The organism is Bremerella sp. P1 (assembly GCF_028748185.1).
Classification (GTDB): Bacteria; Planctomycetota; Planctomycetia; order Pirellulales; family Pirellulaceae; genus Bremerella.
The window spans coordinates 6499447-6517636 of record NZ_CP118164.1; the positions used below are offsets into that span (position 1 = coordinate 6499447).

15 protein-coding genes are annotated in these 18190 nt (G+C 53.2%); 3 read left to right on the forward strand and 12 right to left on the reverse strand.

The features are described from left to right. The first annotated feature begins 24 nt into the window (after positions 1–24). From PSR63_RS26275 to PSR63_RS26285, 3 genes are read left to right on the forward strand one after another with little or no spacing between them, the layout of a single operon-like run. The gene (locus PSR63_RS26275) at positions 25–2574 is read left to right on the forward strand and encodes a DUF1592 domain-containing protein (RefSeq protein WP_274329046.1); all 2550 of its coding nucleotides are present in this window, start codon (positions 25–27) and stop codon (positions 2572–2574) included. Between the two features lie 30 nt (positions 2575–2604). Continuing rightward, a complete protein-coding gene (locus tag PSR63_RS26280) occupies positions 2605–3930 on the forward strand; it encodes a DUF1552 domain-containing protein (RefSeq protein ID WP_274329048.1) in 1326 nt (441 codons plus the stop codon). Further along, positions 3931–4989 (forward strand): formylglycine-generating enzyme family protein, encoded by a 1059-nt coding sequence (locus PSR63_RS26285; RefSeq protein WP_274329050.1) that lies wholly within the window; start codon positions 3931–3933, stop codon positions 4987–4989. 60 nt (positions 4990–5049) lie between these two features. On the opposite strand, the gene PSR63_RS26290 is transcribed toward PSR63_RS26285, so the two are convergent. From PSR63_RS26290 to PSR63_RS26345, 12 genes are all read right to left on the reverse strand, one after another. Beyond that, positions 5050–5664 (reverse strand): pyridoxamine 5'-phosphate oxidase family protein, encoded by a 615-nt coding sequence (locus tag PSR63_RS26290; protein WP_274329052.1) that lies wholly within the window; start codon positions 5662–5664, stop codon positions 5050–5052. 33 nt (positions 5665–5697) lie between these two features. Further along, the gene (locus PSR63_RS26295; RefSeq protein WP_274329054.1) at positions 5698–6159 is read right to left on the reverse strand and encodes a nuclear transport factor 2 family protein; all 462 of its coding nucleotides are present in this window, start codon (positions 6157–6159) and stop codon (positions 5698–5700) included. 92 nt (positions 6160–6251) lie between these two features. Further along, positions 6252–6830, reverse strand: coding sequence for a carboxymuconolactone decarboxylase family protein (locus PSR63_RS26300; protein WP_274329056.1), 579 nt, complete (start codon positions 6828–6830; stop codon positions 6252–6254). Positions 6831–6938: 108 nt separating this feature from the next. Continuing rightward, positions 6939–7535, reverse strand: coding sequence for a TetR/AcrR family transcriptional regulator (locus tag PSR63_RS26305; protein ID WP_274329058.1), 597 nt, complete (start codon positions 7533–7535; stop codon positions 6939–6941). Between the two features lie 189 nt (positions 7536–7724). Beyond that, the gene (locus PSR63_RS26310) at positions 7725–9023 is read right to left on the reverse strand and encodes a DUF1552 domain-containing protein (RefSeq protein ID WP_274329059.1); all 1299 of its coding nucleotides are present in this window, start codon (positions 9021–9023) and stop codon (positions 7725–7727) included. 10 nt (positions 9024–9033) lie between these two features. Next, positions 9034–11745 (reverse strand): DUF1592 domain-containing protein, encoded by a 2712-nt coding sequence (locus PSR63_RS26315; protein ID WP_274329060.1) that lies wholly within the window; start codon positions 11743–11745, stop codon positions 9034–9036. Positions 11746–11788: 43 nt separating this feature from the next. Then, the gene (locus PSR63_RS26320) at positions 11789–12784 is read right to left on the reverse strand and encodes a hypothetical protein (protein WP_274329061.1); all 996 of its coding nucleotides are present in this window, start codon (positions 12782–12784) and stop codon (positions 11789–11791) included. Further along, complete coding sequence (locus tag PSR63_RS26325; RefSeq protein WP_274329063.1) at positions 12784–13296, reverse strand: sigma-70 family RNA polymerase sigma factor; 513 nt, start codon at positions 13294–13296, stop codon at positions 12784–12786. The genes PSR63_RS26320 and PSR63_RS26325 overlap by 1 nt, the downstream gene beginning before the upstream one ends. A 347-nt stretch (positions 13297–13643) precedes the next feature. After that, the gene (locus PSR63_RS26330; RefSeq protein ID WP_274329065.1) at positions 13644–14615 is read right to left on the reverse strand and encodes a DUF1559 domain-containing protein; all 972 of its coding nucleotides are present in this window, start codon (positions 14613–14615) and stop codon (positions 13644–13646) included. A gap of 155 nt (positions 14616–14770) precedes the next feature. Then, the gene (locus PSR63_RS26335) at positions 14771–15175 is read right to left on the reverse strand and encodes a carboxypeptidase-like regulatory domain-containing protein (protein WP_274329066.1); all 405 of its coding nucleotides are present in this window, start codon (positions 15173–15175) and stop codon (positions 14771–14773) included. A gap of 175 nt (positions 15176–15350) precedes the next feature. After that, positions 15351–16718, reverse strand: a complete 1368-nt coding sequence (locus PSR63_RS26340) for a tetratricopeptide repeat protein (protein ID WP_274329067.1) — start codon at positions 16716–16718, stop codon at positions 15351–15353. Beyond that, positions 16715–18010, reverse strand: a complete 1296-nt coding sequence (locus PSR63_RS26345) for an FG-GAP repeat domain-containing protein (protein ID WP_274329068.1) — start codon at positions 18008–18010, stop codon at positions 16715–16717. Before PSR63_RS26345 ends, PSR63_RS26340 begins: the two co-directional genes overlap by 4 nt. Positions 18011–18190 lie beyond the last annotated feature (180 nt).

Sequence of the window (18190 nt, forward strand, 5' to 3'; positions counted from 1 at the left end):
AGCCATTCCACGTAGGTCTTCGGAATGATTCCACCCCGCAATTGCTATACCCGATCGGCGTACTTCCTGTCGATCATTATCCCACTGCTGATGGCAGTTGCTCTCGTCGATGAGCTTTGTGCCCAGTCGCCGCAATCATCGGTCCAGGACCAACACTTCGTCCAGAAAATCCGGCCGTTGCTTAAGGCGTACTGTTACGACTGCCACGGTGCTGAAACTCAAGAGGCTGACCTGAGGATCGACACGCTCGAAACGGACTTTACCAAATCGACCTCGGCCAGCATTTGGATCGAGGTCATGGACAAGATGAACCTGGGAGAGATGCCCCCGGAAGATTCACCTTCGCCTACGACACCTGAGCTTGCCGCCGTTACCCACTGGATCGCGGCCGAGTTACGTCAAGCCGAACGCCATAGTCTGGGCAACGAGGGAAGGGTCATCCTCCGTCGGATGAATCGTGCCGAATATACCAACACAGTGCGCGACCTTTTGCATCTCAAGTTTCTACCAGGCGAAAGTCCCGAGAGTGTTCTGCCGCCCGACGGTACGGCTGAAGGGTTCGACAAAGTATCCGTCGCACTCATGCTCGATCCATCGTTGTTAGATAAGTACTTCGAGGTCGCCCAGCGGATTGCCGACAAGGCGATCGTGGATGGCCCACCACCATTCGCCACCGAGACAATGCGGCTGGAGATGGAGGATATCGCTCAGAATCGGGCAATCGATTACCTATGCGCAACACCCGGCATCGAGTGCCAGGAAAAGGCGATCGTTTTGATGCAAGGCTCGACTCGATCGTTTGGCGTGATGAAGTATCCCGGAACCCGCAACGAAATCCCCGTTAACGGGATGTATCGTATTCGCGTTCGAGCCTGGGGGCAGCGTGGTGCCGACGGCGAGCCCGTCATCATGCGTTTGCGACAAGGGCACCCAAGCGCCGACCAGCAGCTTCTACTCGAAACAGAAGTAACGGATGAACCCAAGATCTACGAGATCATCGTCCCCCGCGACCCGAAGTGTGGTGAATACAACGTTTTGATCGTCAATCAGACAGGCTTTCAGACAACCAGCCGCGTCGGCAGCGAAATTCGAAGACAACAGGAACAGGCCGGCAAAGCCAAAGATTACGAAAGGGTGATGCGGCTTCAATCGCGCCAACAGCTAGAGAACTTGACTTGGGGGAGGCCGAATCCCGATGCTGCGGATACGACTAAGCTACGGAAACTAGTCGTTGACTGGCTTGAGTGTGAAGGCCCTTTATACGATCAGTGGCCACCCAAGAGTCACGAAACGCTCTTCTTTCGAGGACAAGATGCCGGCGAGGATGAAGCTTACCTCCGAGAAATCTTCACTCAGTTCCTGCCACAAGCGTTTCGGCGTCCAGTCACCCAGGGTGAAATCGATAAGGTCGTCACGCTCTGTCAGTCCGAACTCGATGCTGGCGAGTCGTATCACGATGCCGTTCGGACGGGACTGATTTCGATCCTGTGTTCTCCGAAGTTTCTTTACATTGTGGAACCATCCTCGTCCAATCAGCAGCGGGCCCTCACTGACTGGGAGCTTGCTTCGCGGCTGAGTTACTTCCTTTGGTCGAGCATGCCTGACGAAGAACTGTTTAAACTGGCTGAGAGCGGGCAGCTTCGCCAGCCGGATGTTCTTTCGTCCCAGGTCGACCGAATGCTCGCCGACGAAAAGAGCCAAGGCTTTGTACATGGCTTTGGAGCCCAATGGCTAAAGACTGACGAGTTCCGCAATTTCATGCCAGACGCCAACTTGTACAAGGAATACGACGATGAACTTGGCGAGGCGATGGTCGGCGAAGTGATTGCATTTTTCGACGAGGTCCTCCGGAAGGACGAGTCGGCCTTGTCATTTTTCGACGCCGACTGGACCATGCTCAATGAGCGACTTGCCGATTTCTATGGAGTATCCGGTGTCGAAGGGGATGAGTTCCGTCGAGTGAAACTGCCTGACGACTCCCCGCGTGGTGGTCTCCTGGCGATGGCTGGCGTAGCTATGCGAGGCTCCGACGGCAACCGAACCAAACCGGTGAACCGCGGAGTGTACGTTCGCGAAGTGCTATTCAATGACCCGCCGAATCCGCCACCACCCAATGCGGGTGAGGTGGAACCCAATATTAAAGGTGAGAAGCTCACCGTTCGGGAGCGTTTGATCCAACACCAGCAGATTGCCTCGTGTGCGGCCTGTCACCGGACGATCGATTGCTATGGAATGGCGTTGGAAAACTTCAACGCTATTGGAGCTTGGCGTACCAATCAGGACGGAGAAGACTTTCGTGGTCGCAATACTCCACCAATTGATGCCTCTGGTACACTCCCCAATGGAAACTCATTTGATGGCTTTGAGGACTTCAAAGCACTTTTGCTCGATCAAAAGGATCGCTTTGCTCATGGCCTGTCGGAAAAAATGCTGACCTACGCCCTGGGTCGTCCCATCGAACCAACCGATCGGCCATTGATCGATCGACTTGCCGAGCAAATGCAGGCCGACAACTATACCCTTACATCCCTGATTCACGGCGTTGTCGCCAGCCAGGCGTTTCACACCAAGTAACTCACGCATTTTTCATAGGATGGATTCCTCATGCCTTGCTCCAAGAAGCCTTGGATTTCGCGGCGTACGTTCCTGCGAGGAACCGGAGTTGCGATGGCACTTCCTTACCTCGAAGCGATGATGCCTTCGAGCGTGTTAGCGGCCCCCACGCCGGAAGCACCGGCCCGTATGGGAATGTTCTACCTGGGAACCGGTATGAACATGCGGCAGTTCTGGCCAGATCAGGAAGGCCTCGACTATCAGGCTTCGCGCATCTTGAAGCCGCTCGACAAGCACCGGGGAAAGTTCACGGCCCTCAACGGTACCTTTTTGAAAGAAGGGGGTGGCCACGACGGTGCCTATCCGTTTAGTACTTCGATTGCCAAAGGTGAACGACAACGGCAAAGCCCTGACCAGATCGCAGCCCAGGCGATCGGCTCCGATACGCGATTTTCCTCGCTTCAACTTTCTGTTGACCGTGGAACGAACTACGGCAGCCAGGCGCTCGCTACGATATCGTGGAACGAGCAAGGCGTACCGCTGGCAGCTGAGAACGATCCCAAAGTGCTCTTCGACCGCCTCTTCCGGCCCGACACTAAAGAACAAAAAGCAGAAGAGAAGAACGAGTTTCGTCGGCGCAAATCCATTCTCGATCTCGTCCGTGATGATGCCAAGCAGTTAGCAAGCAAACTCGGTGAGAGCGATCGCGATCAATTGGATCAATACTACACATCGGTCCGAGAACTCGAAAAGTCACTCGCTCGTCGCGTTGAGTGGGCCGATACGCCGAAGCCTCCGGTAGAAACCGACGACCTGCACGGCACCTACGAGAAGAAAATGGCCGGCCCCGAAGGAAGCGGCGACTATCTTTACGACGACTATGCCAAGTTGATGTACGACCTGATCGCCTTGGCATTCCAAACCGACTCGACGCGAGTCATCTCGTATGTCGTACGTAAGGAACTGGCAGGGGGCGTGTATCCTGAGTTCAACGTATCCAAGGGTTACCACGCGTTGTCGCATCATGGCAACGATCCACAAAGTCTCGAGGAACTTGCACGCGTTGACGCAATATACATGAACCATTGGGCCTACTTTTTGGATCGCTTGCAGTCGATCCGAGAAGCCGATGGAACCCTACTGGATCGAACCGTTCTGGGGCTCTCAAGTGGCATGGGTTTCGAGCACAGTAAGAATAATCTGCCTACGATCGTTAGTGGTGGTTCGGCGCTCGGGGTCAAGCATTGCGGCCACTTGAAGCTGCAATCCGAGATTCCGCTGGCGTCTGTCTGGCATACGATGCTGGACCGAGTCGGAGTCGACGTAGGTAACGAGTTCCAAGACAGTTCAGGCCTTGTTGAAGCGTTGGTAAGTTAGATGGCACGTTGGACACTCCTCCTTAGTTTGATACTCCTGCAAGCTGTCTGTTGGAACGCTCGCCTACATGGTGAGGATAATGAGGCAGAGCGTAACTCACTCGGTATGACGATGGTTCGTCTCTCGCAAGGTGAGTTCGAAATGGGCATGCTCGACGAGCATCGCTTAAAGCTCGAACACAAAGCAAGCGCTTACCAGCGCGAAATCCACGACTACGTCGAAAGGCCTTCTTTCCCGGTTCGGCTGTCTCATGGCTTTTCGATCGGTGAAACCGAGGTAACCGTTTCGCAGTTCCGCGCCTTCGTCGATGCCACAGGCTATCAAACCGATGCCGAGAAAGCCGGCAAGGCTTGGGTATTTAAGCCCGATGCGGAAGCTCCCCTCGATCGATTCTCATTAGTCCAAGGTGCCAACTGGAAGAATCCGGGTTTCGAGCAATCGGACAAGCATCCGGTCACCTGCATCAGCTGGCACGACGCCCAGGAATTCTGTCGATGGCTCAGCAAAAAGGAAGGAGCCATTTACCGCCTGCCGACAGAGGCCGAGTGGGAATATGCTTGCCGCGCTGGCACGCGCAGTTCTTACTTCAGTGGCGAAGAGCCCGATAGCGTGTACGCGGTAGGCAATGTAGCCGACGCCAGTTTTTACGCCCTGCATCCGGAAGATGTTCTTCGCCAGCGTACTGTGCGCCTCGAAACAGACGACGGAGACGGTTTTGCCTTCACCGCTCCAGCGAAGTCATTTCGGCCCAATGCCTGGGGTATCTACGATACGCACGGCAACGTGTGGGAATGGTGCTACGATAAGTACTCCGACCGCTACTATGATGACATGCTCGCTGAAGCTCGCGAAAAAGGCTCACGAACCAAGCCCGAGCCAATCGTCGATCCACAAGGGCCTGAGAATACTCCCAAGCACGAGCATGGTGATTGGAGGTCGCTACGCGGTGGTTCCTGGTATGTCGCGCCGCTCCAATGCCGCTCGTCGGTTCGAGCGTTCGCAGAAGCCCATGATACTTTCAGCTATATTGGCTTCCGCGTTGTTCGTGAAGAGAATTGACATCCCCCCGTTCACATCAGTGTAATGCTCGAAGCGTTCGACATGTGCCGCTCTCGACTTCTATCTTCGGTCGTCGCGTTGTAAGCTGCGAACCTGGTCCTCAAGCTCATGGATTCTCTTCTGAAGATCTTCGATGACGCCTGTCACCATCGTTTGCGGAAAACGCTTATGAATGTGCTGCGGACAGTTGATATCCCACGCTTCGATATGAAATAGCACAACCCTCTCAACCTGGCCCGGGTATTCGGGATCTTGCAACCGCCGCTGCAGTTCCATATTTCCTTCTACCACTTCCGCACTGCCCCAGAGCTTCACGCGACGACGATTGATGTAGTCGATAAGAAAGATGAACGCCTTTGGGTTTTCGGATAGATTTCCCAGGGTAATGTATTGTCGATTGCCACGAAAATCGGCGAACCCTAATGTTCGTTTGTCGATCACCTTAAGAAAGCCAGGACTTCCCCCACGATATTGAATGTAAGGCTGGCCCTGTGCATTGGCTGTACCCAGGTAGAACATATCGAGTTCTGCAAGGAATACTTCCAGGTCAGGCGTCACTGCGGTTTGCCAGCTACCACGCGCTTCCATCTTCGCATACGATTGACGCGAACCTTTGCTCGACTGAATTGCCTTCACCACTGGCGTGAAGGCAATATCGCTTGAATAGCGGGTCATCAGTTCCACCTCACACGTTAGTCCATCTATCGTTTATCGAATACTCGCAATCCCGCTGTCGGCTTCCGGCCGTGGTCCAGGGGCTGGCCAATGAAACTTGCGTTGGCTTTCATCAATGGCGACGTCATTGATACTTGCCTCCCGGCGACGCATGAGTCCTTGTTCGTCGAACTCCCACAACTCGTTGCCGTATGCCCGAAACCACTTGCCATCGGCGTTGTGATACTCGTACTGAAAGCGCACTGCGATTCGGTCTTCGCTGAACGACCAAAGCGACTTGGTCAAGCGATATTCGAGTTCGCGGTCCCATTTGTCGGACAGAAATGCTTGGATCGCTTCACGTCCGTGGACAAATTGACTTCGATTTCGCCACTGAGAATCTTCGGTATATGCCAGGGAGACTCGCACTGGGTCACGACTATTCCAGGCATCTTCGGCAGCACGGACCTTCGCGGTCGCTGTTTCTTGATTGAACGGAGGTCGTATGGCAGACATAGTTTACTCACTCTTAAACTGGGATGATTTGAGTCGAAGGAACCAGGTCCGCATGCTTAGGCTGCACGCGGCCTGGTACCCATAGTCGAGACTTAGTGAACTGAACAGGCACCACTGCTGCAGGCGGCCGACGGCTCGATCGCTTCAGCCGGGGGAACGTCCAGTTGAGTGTCAGCCACGTTGTTCAGGAAATTCGTAAAGCATCCCAACACAACGCTGGCAACGACTTCCACGATTTGCCCATCATCAAATCCTGCAGACTTGACCGATGCCAGTTGGTCATCGGTGACCTTGCCCCGCGTTTCCAAGACGTCGTTTGCGAACGTCAAAGCGGCCTTGATGCGGGTATCTTCTGCCAGCCCTGTTCGACCGACCAAGACTTCCTCGGCCGACAGTCCGGCTGTCGGTGCTACGGCACTGAGAATCGAAGTGCAGTACTCGCACTCGTTGTTCTCACTGGTGTTCAACTTGATTTGGTTATGCAGCTTCTCACCAATCCGAGCTTCTCCCATAGCCGTGCTAAACCCCAAGAAGCTCTGGAGCACCGCTGGCGAGTTTGCCATTACCTTGGCCGCATTCGGGACGGTGCCAAATGCCTGCTGGACGGTATCCAGCAGTTCTTTCGCGCGGGCTTCGGCGTTTTCGGGCTGTACTGAATTCAAACGTTGCATGGACATTCTCCTACTTTCAAAAACAGAGGTTATCAATCAAATGGCCTGACACTACAGACAGGTCTGTCTTGTTCTTCGCAAAAAAAATGTGAGCAGTTTAGGTCATTCTCATGACTGCTCAGATTTTACGGTTTCAATCATCTGATACGTGGCGACCCTAGCAGTATCAGCTGTTATGGGCGAACCTTCGAGCTGGGCGGTTACGATTGCTCCTTCTACCAGCAGCGAAATTGCCGGTGCTACCACCTTGGCCAGCGACGGGCTATAGTCTTCGGCAATGATTTCCTCGATCCTGGCATGAAATCGCTGTTTATGCGCCGACGAAAACTGGGACGCTGGGTGCTGCGGGTCCGCTAATTCCACGGCAGCATTGATAAACGAACAACCACGGAACTTTGACTCCTGGAACCACTTCTTCAAGGCCAGGAAAAAGCCCTCGAGCCTGGTTCCTCCATTCTTTACGCTCTTCTGAATCGACTTGTCAAACATGTTGTCGACATCAGCCTCGCGCTTCTCGAGCACAGCTAGAATCAAGTCATCCTTGGAAGGAAAGTGGCTGTAGAGCGTCGTCTTGGCCACATCTGCTTCGGCAATGATGCGGTCAATTCCTACAGCTCGTACCCCTTCGGCATAAAAAAGCTGCTCGGCCGTGTCTAACAACCGCTGCCGTGCACTCGATTTGGCATTTGTTTTACCCATGCCCATATCATACAGACCTGTCTGTTTTTGCCAAGAGGTATTTCTGGAATCTTTTTGCGGACGAGAACACTTACGCTGTCCCCAAAAGTTGGACCACCTTTTTCCGCAGTCCCCTTCGAAGATTCTTTCACAAGAAAGTCCTAGAGCATGGCCGAAGCCGCTTTCCTAAGACGAATTGCCTTGGACACGCGAAGATCAACTCAGCATTGCCGGCACCACGCCGGTGCTGTCGCCATGACGCTGGGCAGGGACGCCGATGCCTTGCAAAAGAGTTAGCCAGGCATTGCACAAGGGAGTGTCCTTTTCGACGACGATGTTCTTGCCGAGGTTGATTCCAGCGCCACCGCCGGTGATGAGGGTCGGACAGTTCGTCAGGTTATGCCCAGTGCTGATATTGCTTCCGTAGGCAAGCACCATATTGTCGAACAGTCGACTCCCGTCGGCCTCACGGGTTTCTTTCAGTTGATCGATGAGTCCCGCCAAAAGCGCACTCTGCGTACTATCTCTCACCTGCGAGCAAACCAGCTTCTCGCCGCGTGTGGAGTGATAATGGCTCATATCGTGCGGCGCCACTTTGTTTCCAATGCTTGTCAACAGCGAGGACACCGGCTGACGATATGTGATGACCCGGGTACTGTCGGTTCGGAAGGCAGCGACCATCAGCTCATACATCATCTTAATTTCATCACGCCCCGAGAGTGACGAGTTCGGCTCGCCGAATGGGGCCTCAGGCCGAGGCTTGTCCATCCACTTTTCATCCTTGCTCAGCCGCGTTTCGATATTGCGGATTCCATCGAAGTATTCGTCCAGTTTCTGGACATCATCTTCTCCTAGTCCACGCTTTACACTGCGAGCATTCTCGAGCACCGTATCTAACACGCTTCGCTTCTGAGCGATCAACTTGCGTCGATGTTCGATCGGCATCGAGTCCTTTGAGAACAAGCGATGATAAGTGGCCAGGGGGCCATTCTCGCCTCCAATAGGCTTTCCGCTGGCATCCCACGCCAACGAGAGCCCCGGACCATGACCGGAGCTATCGTTCCCTTCACTGTGGTTCAGTTGCAACGACGCGAATCGAGTGAAGCGGCCAAACTCATTTGCCGCAACTTGATCCGCCGAGATCGTATTGCAATAGCTTTGCCCAGGCTGAGCATACGGATTCGCGCCCGTTAACCACCAGGTACTGCCAGCATGCCCTTCGACCGAGAACTTGTTCCGCAGCCCTTGGACGATCGAGAAGTCCGACTTGTGACGTGCGAGGGGCCTCAGCCCATCAGGCAACTCGTAGTCTGCCCCAGGAACATTCTTATCGGGATACCAAGACTCTTCAGTGACACCCCAGCCAAAGCCGAGAAATACAATACGTTTTGGCACTTCGACAGGCGTCGCCGCGCTGGCAAAACGTCGAAAACCAAGCGACTCCAAGAAAGGAAGAGCGACTGCCGCTGTTGCCGATCGAAGCACTTGTCTTCGCGTTGGATTGGCTGAAAACATGGTTTGCCTCTTATTTCGTTTGAAATTCTTTGCTGTTGACCAAAGCGTGCACAAAGGAGCGAATCGCATAGCCTTCGCTTCGTGCCTGCTGCAAGATGTCTTCAATCAGTTGTTCGTCCGAGAAACCTACTGGACGACCCAATGCATACTGGATGAGCGCTTCAGTGAATCCTCGGCTGAATTCCTCTTCACGACCGGCAATCACCTGTCGCAATTCGATGAAGTTCGCAAACGACGGACCTCTGTGAAGTTTCCCGGCCGGGTCGATTCTCCACGCAATCTTTCCATCGGGTACCGGTTTCCCGTTATCATCCCGAGCCTGAAAGCTGTCTTCGACTCGCCAGGCACCGACAGCGTCAAAGTTTTCAAGCCCAAAACCAATCGGATCAATCTTGCGATGACAACTGGCACACTGCGGTTCCTCCTGGTGGGCCGTCAATCTCTGCTGAGTCGTCAATGGCTTTCCGGCCAGTCGTGCGAGCTGCGGAACATTGGCAGGAGCTGGCGGTGGTGGATCGTGAAGTAGTTTCCGCAGCACCCATGCTCCACGTTCGACTGGACTGGTGGTATCGCCATTACTTCCCATTAAATGAACGGCAGCCATTCCCAGCAGCCCACCGCGTGGCGAGTCCTTGGGCAGGGGTACGGGGCGAAAGTCATCGCCATGAACACCATCGATTCCGTAGTAATTGGCTAATACACCATTGATGACGGCGTAATCACATTGCAATAGATCGGTAAGCTTGCCATCGGTTGCTGCAAGATACGCGACCATCTCATAGATCTCGCGGCAAGCTTCCATACGCGTGCTGTTATCGAAGCGGGGGTGACGATCCATATTCACCTGAAAGAAATCGAGACGCTCTAGTCCGAGCCATTGATAAGCCAGTGCATCGATCGAATCCCGAGCACGCGGATCTTCCAAAAGACGCGTGGCCTGTTTGGCCAAGGTTTCTTCATTTTTCAGCTTTCCCTCGTCTGCCAACTCGATGAGTTCGCGATCAGGTGGAGCGCCCCAGAGAAAATAGGCCAGGCGATTCGCAAGTTCTCGATCATTAAGGGGTCTTGCCTGACTTTCATCACCAGGCTCCGAGTGATAGAGAAACATGGGTGATGCGAGGATGACGGCCAATGTATCCTTCAGGGCATCGCTGTGCTTCTCCCCAAGCTCACGGTACGCCTGGTAGATATCAACCAGTTGATCAATATATTGTGGCGATGGTTGGTCCCCCCGAAACGCTTCCACAGCAAACTGCTCCAGTGCAGCGCGAAGCACTGCAGGCTTGGGGGCCTCAGATTTGTCATCCAAGGGGATTTGACTCAAAGCGGCCAGCCCAGGTGCCTTCTCTTCTGGATCACGGGGAATTCGCTCGATTTCCATCCAGTCGACCCACAGAGCAAAGGTTCGACCAATGCCGTCGTTTTCTTCTCGTCCCTCACGTGCAATGCGTGTGGCCTGATCCCAGTTATCTCGGGTTCCCTTTTCTCGCAGAAACAAGGACCGATTAGCGCGCTCCTTGTTCGATCGCGTCATGGTCAGCGGAACTTCGATGACCTGCGGATTATCCATCGTGCCAGTGACTTCATGAACGCTGATCGCTTGCTGTGTTCGTGGGTTAATCCCGATCTCAATGAACCTGCGATCCTTTGTGGCATGTTCCGTTGTGGCGACCTGGAATCTCACGATGTAGTTTCCAACAGGCCAACTGAAGGGAACCAGCAAATTTATGGTGGCGTTATCTAGTAACGAAGGATGAACGCTCGGGGCGGCCAGGTAAGCCCCCGAGTCAATCGCAGGCTGCTCCATGTAGTAACGATGGTAGGGAAGATGGAACGGCCGTGAAGCCGTCAAAGCCTTGTCGGCGTTGTCCTCCTTGGTTTGAAACCCGAACGATTCAGGAGCAAGAGCCCCATCCAGCTTCTTCCAATTGCGGTAAAGAATGTCTCGATGACTACCTAGCGGACCAGCACGAATCTCTTCGATTATCGCCGCATTTTTTGGATCAGCCGTGGCTTCATCGACTTTCTTCATCCAGGCCTTACCACGCTTCTCCGCATCGACTTGATGTTCGATATACGCGGCGACTTTGGCGGTAATTTCTTCTGTTTCAAATCGAAGCTTCTTCTCGACGCCAGCCGCGACTTCCCATTCAAATGCTTCGTCCAGTGCTTCCCGGCCAAGAAACAGAAATTGCTCGAACTGAGTACTCGACATGTACAAGCTTGAACCGACGGTATCGAACGAACCTGTCCCGGTGTCCGAAGGGAGGTCGTTTACGTTGATCTCAACGCCAAGCAGCTCGCGAAGCGTGTTTCCGTATTCACGCCGATTCAATCGCCTCATCGTGACCGTGCCACCTTGATCGGCAAGCACCCGACGTGCGTCGACCATTTTGTTCGCCAGGTGCTCTAGAAAATCGGCCTTCTCCGCCTTGTCGATAGGTGCCTGCTCAGACGGAGGCATTTCCCCTGAGTTCAACGCATTAAGTACCTTCTGCCAACGCGCAGCGGTGGCGTTGTCGTGGATCGACAGCGGAAGAGTATCGACGCGAAATCCAGCTTCGGCCAGTTCGCCGGCATGGCAATCGGCGCAGTGCTTCTCCAGAAGCAGCATGCTCTCCTTCTGGATCGAGACCACGGGCAAATCACCAGCCGAGACCGTGCTGATCCAACAGACGGAAAGACATGTGCCGAGGAGTTTGAGATACGCTGAAACGTTCATAAGTTTTGGAGGCAGGAGCAATCGAAGGAGGATGGCAGGATAATCAGTGGGAGTAATCGGCTAAAGCAACCTCAATATCATCAATAAAATGGCCGGGAAACGTGATGCGGCGAACATCATCGGCTGAGTGACCGTAGGAAATCGCCAGGTAAATCATCACGTACTCGGTATCAGAAGGTAATTGTAATTCGCAGGCGCCCAACTCCCAGGTTTGTGGATCATTATCAAGTCGCAAGTTTTGTCGACTTGCCGTTGCCAGCGAATAACTCTCGATTGTTGCCGCATCAAAAAGTCGCTGGTTGGCCACCAACTCCGAGGTAACTGCCAGAATTGTAACGTTGTAGCGATAGTTTTCGTCCGCAGGCTGAGCCAACATGTTGAACATCGCGGAAGCACGAACGACCGTATCCCCGCGTTCAAGTTGCTCTCGAAGCGAGCGCACATCGAATAGCCGGTACATGTCGCCGCAGTAGCTTCCCTCCGGCTCTGGTTTCCCTTCGTAGTCAGCTCGTAAGACCTGCAGCATCCTGTCACCATCGGCAGGGACCAAGCCATTCTGAGCAGAGACAACTTCACAATAATCTCCACTCCAGTTGCCGACGGACGTGGGGATTCCCAGCCCTTCTGGGGTAACCTCGGATTCGAAGCTCTCGGTTATCAACGGAGTTAACTTTGGTTGCTGAGGCATGCCGCGTACAGGCAAGGTAAAAACAGAAAACAGAACGCCAAGCACAATACCACCGATCAGCGCCACACCAGACTTACGGTGGCGGTACAGAGAAGAGGCTTCGCTCCACTGATTTGTATCATTGGCAGTAGAGGTGGTGTCTCGCTTTTCGACTTTGGAGTCGACGTAATCCTCGATACTTACGTTGGCCAGTGCCTGGGAAGCCAAGCCATGTACTTCTGCAAGATCCCAAAAACGTTTTCGCGCCGATTCAGAACGCACCATGAGCGATTGGAATTCAGAACGTTCCTGATCCGAAAGCGTTTCATCTAGAAACGCGTAAATCAGCTGATCGAGATGAGGATCCTTCATTACGAATTTCCTAGACTAAGTTGACGATCCATGCATTCCCGTAATGCCTGACGCGCCTTGCTTAACGCAACATTGACCGAATTCACCGACCGATCGAGCAACTCAGCAATCTGCGTTGGTGAATGCTCTCGCTGATAACGCATGGCGATAATCTCTCGTGACTTCGGCGCGAGAGCCTCGACGCATTCCGTCAGCATTTGCATCCGCTCTGTGCTACCCCAATTCTCGGGACATGATGCAATCAGCGAATCAAGGCAATCAACTGTCGGCAATTTATTTCTCTTGCGGGCTTCCAGAATTTTGAATCGCAAAATAGCCCGACTCCACGCCAGGAAATTACTTTCCAAGTCAAATTCCGAGGCCTTGGCGGTGACGGTCAGGAATGTCTCCTGCAACGCATCATCGGCCTGGACAAAATCAGCACTTAGTACCAAGGCAAAAGCCCGTAGTTCCGGCTGATATTGCACAAATAGCTGTTGGACTTGCAGGGTGTGTTGGTTGATTTCATTCATGGGCGTTACTGCTTAATGCCTTAGACACGCGAGAACTTACCAACGATTCGGGCGATTCCTACAAGAAATCGCGATTCACCTCGTGAGGGGACTGAGAATACGATTCCCCGAGCCGATTTGCCAACGAAATGTTGCGACTTCTACAATTTCGGAAACGCCAAGCCACACTATCTGCATTGATTCAAGTGAATCTCGTAGTACCGATCATGGAGCCGAAAGAGAATGATCGGAAATGACAGCAGCAAGAACGTCAAATGGTACAGGAAGTCAGTTTTCTTCCTGTACCATAGGTAAACTTGGCTTACGTAACCGAAAGCCATCTGATTTCAGGCGACTGAGACGTCGTCTTAGTACTCGCCCAGGACCTCACCGTCGCTTCGGTCACGCAGCCGGCGATAGGTAGCCAACTCGATATTCTCTTGGATGAAGCGAACGGACCCGTCGCACTGAACGGACATGATGCCTCCTGGATGCGTGCTCGAACTGATCCAGTCATCGCCCCAAGTGGCTGCGGAACGGTTGATCAGCATGTTTGCCCCGGAACCACCGAAGCTCACCACATCCATCGAGTACACACCGGTGTGCCATGTGGCTGCCGACGGAGCTTTACGAGGGCCGATCCAAAGACCGCCGGAAAACCTACAAGGTGTACCACCACAATTGGAGACGCCAGCTTCTTCGGTAGCGCACGCTTCGCCAACCATCATCGTATTCGTGGTGCCGTCGGTAATATCACGAAAACCTAGATCCGAATTGGCCCACATGATGCCCTTCTTGTCACGAGCAGCATTGTTGCCGGAATTCGTTTTGTAATTCGTCTTACCGAATCCGCCACGGAAGCTATTGAGCAGGGGCATCGTATCGGAAGGACAGCTATACGCTTCGAGCCCGACCTTAGCAGAATCGATCGGGTCGCTCAGCGTGTCGTCGTGATTCTTGTCGTACCAGTTGTAAGCAAAGCCACCGGTTTCGTTACCGATCTGATCATGCAACGCACTCTGCTCGATGAACGGCAGAATTAACACGCTCCATGCGAGCGCATTTTTGTTGTCGGCCGAATCAATTGGGCTGTTCATGTCCGGATTCGTGTCAACAAACGCCGGAGGCAAGATGTTGAACGTATCGTGATAGTTGTGCAGCGCTAAACCGATTTGCTTCATGTTGTTCGAGCAACTCATGCGACGAGCTGCTTCACGTGCCTGCTGAACGGCAGGTAGCAGCAACGCGATCAATACGCCGATGATTGCAATAACCACCAGGAGCTCAACCAACGTAAAGCCACACTTTGAAAGCGGAGATCGATGCTTACGTATACTCATGAAAAGTCTCAGTAGAAAAGGAAGATGATAATACTGATCGGAAAAAGATCAGGCGTTATGAAAACAGGAAAGCTTCATGAATCAGCCAACCACGCAATACGGCTCGACCTGACTTAACCAAAGGACAAAGCGTCGAATCTTGCGTGGCCCAATTCTTATTTCGAGGAAAGCACGAAGTCGTGCGTGTTTTCTCCTTCGGCTACCTCGACCACTAACTTGGTATCGCGGTTGTACTTAGCTGGAATCGGATCGCGATACCCAGGTCCAGGAGGAGCATCTTGGACGGTCTCGATACGAACCGTATTGCGACCCACTTCCGCTCCAATGACTCCATCGCGGAATATCAACTCGTAGTGGCCTTCATCGTCCGTTTTGGCGAAGGAGACTTGCCCACTTTGCGATTCAAATGCTACGGAAACGTTTGGAAGCGGCTTTTCATCGAGCGTAACCGTTCCGCTAACCTCTCCCAGGTTTGGAAGATTGGGGTCTCTGCTGGAACAGCCTTCGTTGACCGAAAGAGCCAATAGTACCAACAGCAAAGCAATTGCTGGCTTCTGCATGGGGAGGATCTCGTGGGGTGAGGAATGAGAGGGGAGGGATGATGCCTAGCTTGAGAGGAATCTCATAGTAGCCTGCTAGGGGTTATGTGTAAAGAGCAAGGAAATCCCAAAATAATAGTTGCGCAACACTACACATAGCAGAGATTGCATCGTATAGCAGGGCCCAATTGGTCACCTATTCACCGTTTAGATAAGCGAGTTTGTCCGCCGCTCTCTGAAATTCCGGCGCCACCCGAAGGCATTGCTCATAGGCTTCGGCGGCCTTTTCCGACTGATCCAGATGAAAGTACATTTCGCCGAGATAGTACCAAGCCATCGTAGAATTCGAATCCAGTTCGATCGCCCTTTCAAACTCCGGAATCGCCGAACGTAGGCGGTTTCTGCGGTAGTGCTCTAAACCTCGCAGGAAAGCAATCTTGCTGTGATGAAAATTCTCTTGATCCGGAAGATGATCGGCTAATTTCTGATGAAGTGAAACACTTGGTCTCAATTTAAGAGCACGTTGCCAGCGCTCGATCGCCGGCTCTAGGTTCTTCAAGAGAAGGTGCGCATCGCCGGCGGCTTCCAGCGTGATTGCATCGACTCTTCCTTCCGACTCCAACTCTTCGACCAACGTGAGTACATCTTGAGGTCGTTGATCATGGAGACCGATCTGCAGCATGGCATCCCAAACCGGTTTTGCAACGAACACAGGAGCATCATCGATCGTAGCGTTCACTTCACGGCAAATGGCTTCTGCCTTGGCCCAATCCTTTTCTTCCAAGGCCTCTGCCAGATTGGCAACTTGGGTATCAATACCTGTCTGATCGTTTAGTGGAGCGACATAGTTGGTGCTGAAATTGAGCGAAACAAGATAGGCAGAACGTTCGACCATTGACTGTGCCATAAATGCAGCACGCTCATTTCCTAGCTCCTGCTGTGCGCGATGATCAAGAAAGTGAAAACCGAGCGAGTAGGGTATCTTCGCCAGATTTTTCCGAATCAAGGGCAGAGCTTTTTCCGCGTCTCCAGAGCGAAGCAACAACTTGGCTTGCTGATACTCGGCCGCAGGATAATCGGCATTTTGCTTGAAAAGACGATTAGCCTGCTGTCCATCTTCCAGTCGAAGGGCATTACGCCCCATAGCGTACAATGCATAAACCTGCATCGCCTGTTGCTCAGGCGCTTCCGCTGCCCCTTGTACAACCCGACCATAAGCAACGCTACTTTCCTGGATCCGCCCGGTTCGATCGAGGCAAAACGCGACCCCAAACAGTGCATCAAATCGCTCCGGATCTTGGCGGAGCGCCTCGCGAAACGCTAACTCGGCGTGCGCGTAAAATCCTTTCCCGAGCAATCCTTCACCGAGTCGGCTCCAATCGTCTGCGCTGCCATCTTGCGCGGCATTCGCCAGCTCTTCCAGTTGCGGCATGATCGAAGGGTCAGCCAACCTTTCGTGGGGCAAAAGCGGGACGGTTGTTTGTGTTTGATGTCGAAAGTAAAGCCCCGCAACAACCAGTTCGATCAAGACGATGGCAATCAATAAAGTTGTGGCAAATTTCATCGATTCGCCTCACCTTGGTTCAACCACGTGCTGATTCTTCCTAAGTGCCGATGTGGTCGGCGAACATTCAGGCTTCCGGCCGCGATATCGGGGAATCCATCTTCATCCAGATCCCCTGTATCGACGGTTACCAGGTGCAACGGTGCATCATCAATCTGCCAGGTTGTGAAGTTCTCTTGCCCATCGTTTTCCAACCACACAATGCTCGCGTTATTCGGTTCCAGCCAGTTATTCGTCAGGCTGACCAAAACGACATCTAAGTTTCCATCACCATTCATATCATCAACCGCGGCGGCGTAGGTTCCTCCCAAATCCGCAATGCGGTGCGGCTCAAACTCCCAATTGCCTTGGTTTTCAAACCAGTAACAACCGTGGTATGGCTGGGGATAGGCATCGAAGTCTTCCAGGTTGTCTCCGGCCGGAAGAATGAGATCAAGATCGCCATCCTGGTCCAAGTCATTACGAACCAGCCCGGCACCTCCCAGGTCAGGGTTGATCGTCATCCAAAGGCGTCTCCGCCGAAACTTTCCGTCTCCTAAGTTTTCCAGCCCCCAGAGTTCTTCTTCGTCTTGAGTAACAATCGCAGCAATGTCGAGGTCTCCATCCTGATCGTAGTCGCCTACCGGAACGTGGATCGTACCCGGGCCACTAAGAAGCTCATGATCGCGAAACTGGAAACCTCCCACGTTTTCCAGCCACAAAACATTGCCGCGCGAGTACCCGAATACTGCGACCGCTAGATCGAGGTCCTCGTCTCCGTCAAAGTCACCACACTGTACATCGGCGATACGTCGAACCTCATCAAGAATTACATGCCGCTGGAAGGCCCCTTCCTGGTTTTCGAACAATTCAACCCGACCAATCACACCGTCATCTGGCATGATGTTTCCCAGTACGGAAACGATTAGATCATTGTCTCCATCCTCGTCGATATCGACGACGGTGGCATGCGCAGGTGCGGCGACGTCGGCAATAAGCGTCGACTCATCCCAGTTTCCATCCGCACTTCGCTTGAGAAGCAGGACCTGACTTCCGAGGGAATCGCAAACCAACAGGTCGTTCTTACCATCTTGATCAAAGTCTGTGATCTGAACGTTCGTGATCTGCGGCAACCCCTTGAAATCGCTCTGCGTTGGCTGGTACTGGAACAACAACTCCGAGGCGGGGTAGCTCGTTCCACCGGAGTAAAGTTCATCGGGAGATAACCGGCCTCTCAAGCGAGGACCAAAGACCATGGCGGCCACCGGGATGACGATGACAAGCACGATCAAGACATACAGACGCAATTGCATAGGGAGGCTTCGTGATAACAATACGCGGCCTCAGAAGTCGACGTTGCCACGATCATTTGTAGGGAGGACGGTAGTAGCGAAGCAAACGATCATGACAGATCCTGACGGCCGCACGCAAGACTACTTACGATGGGTACGTGCATTCCATACGTCCCTTGCCGAACAGAAAGTTTCTTCAAA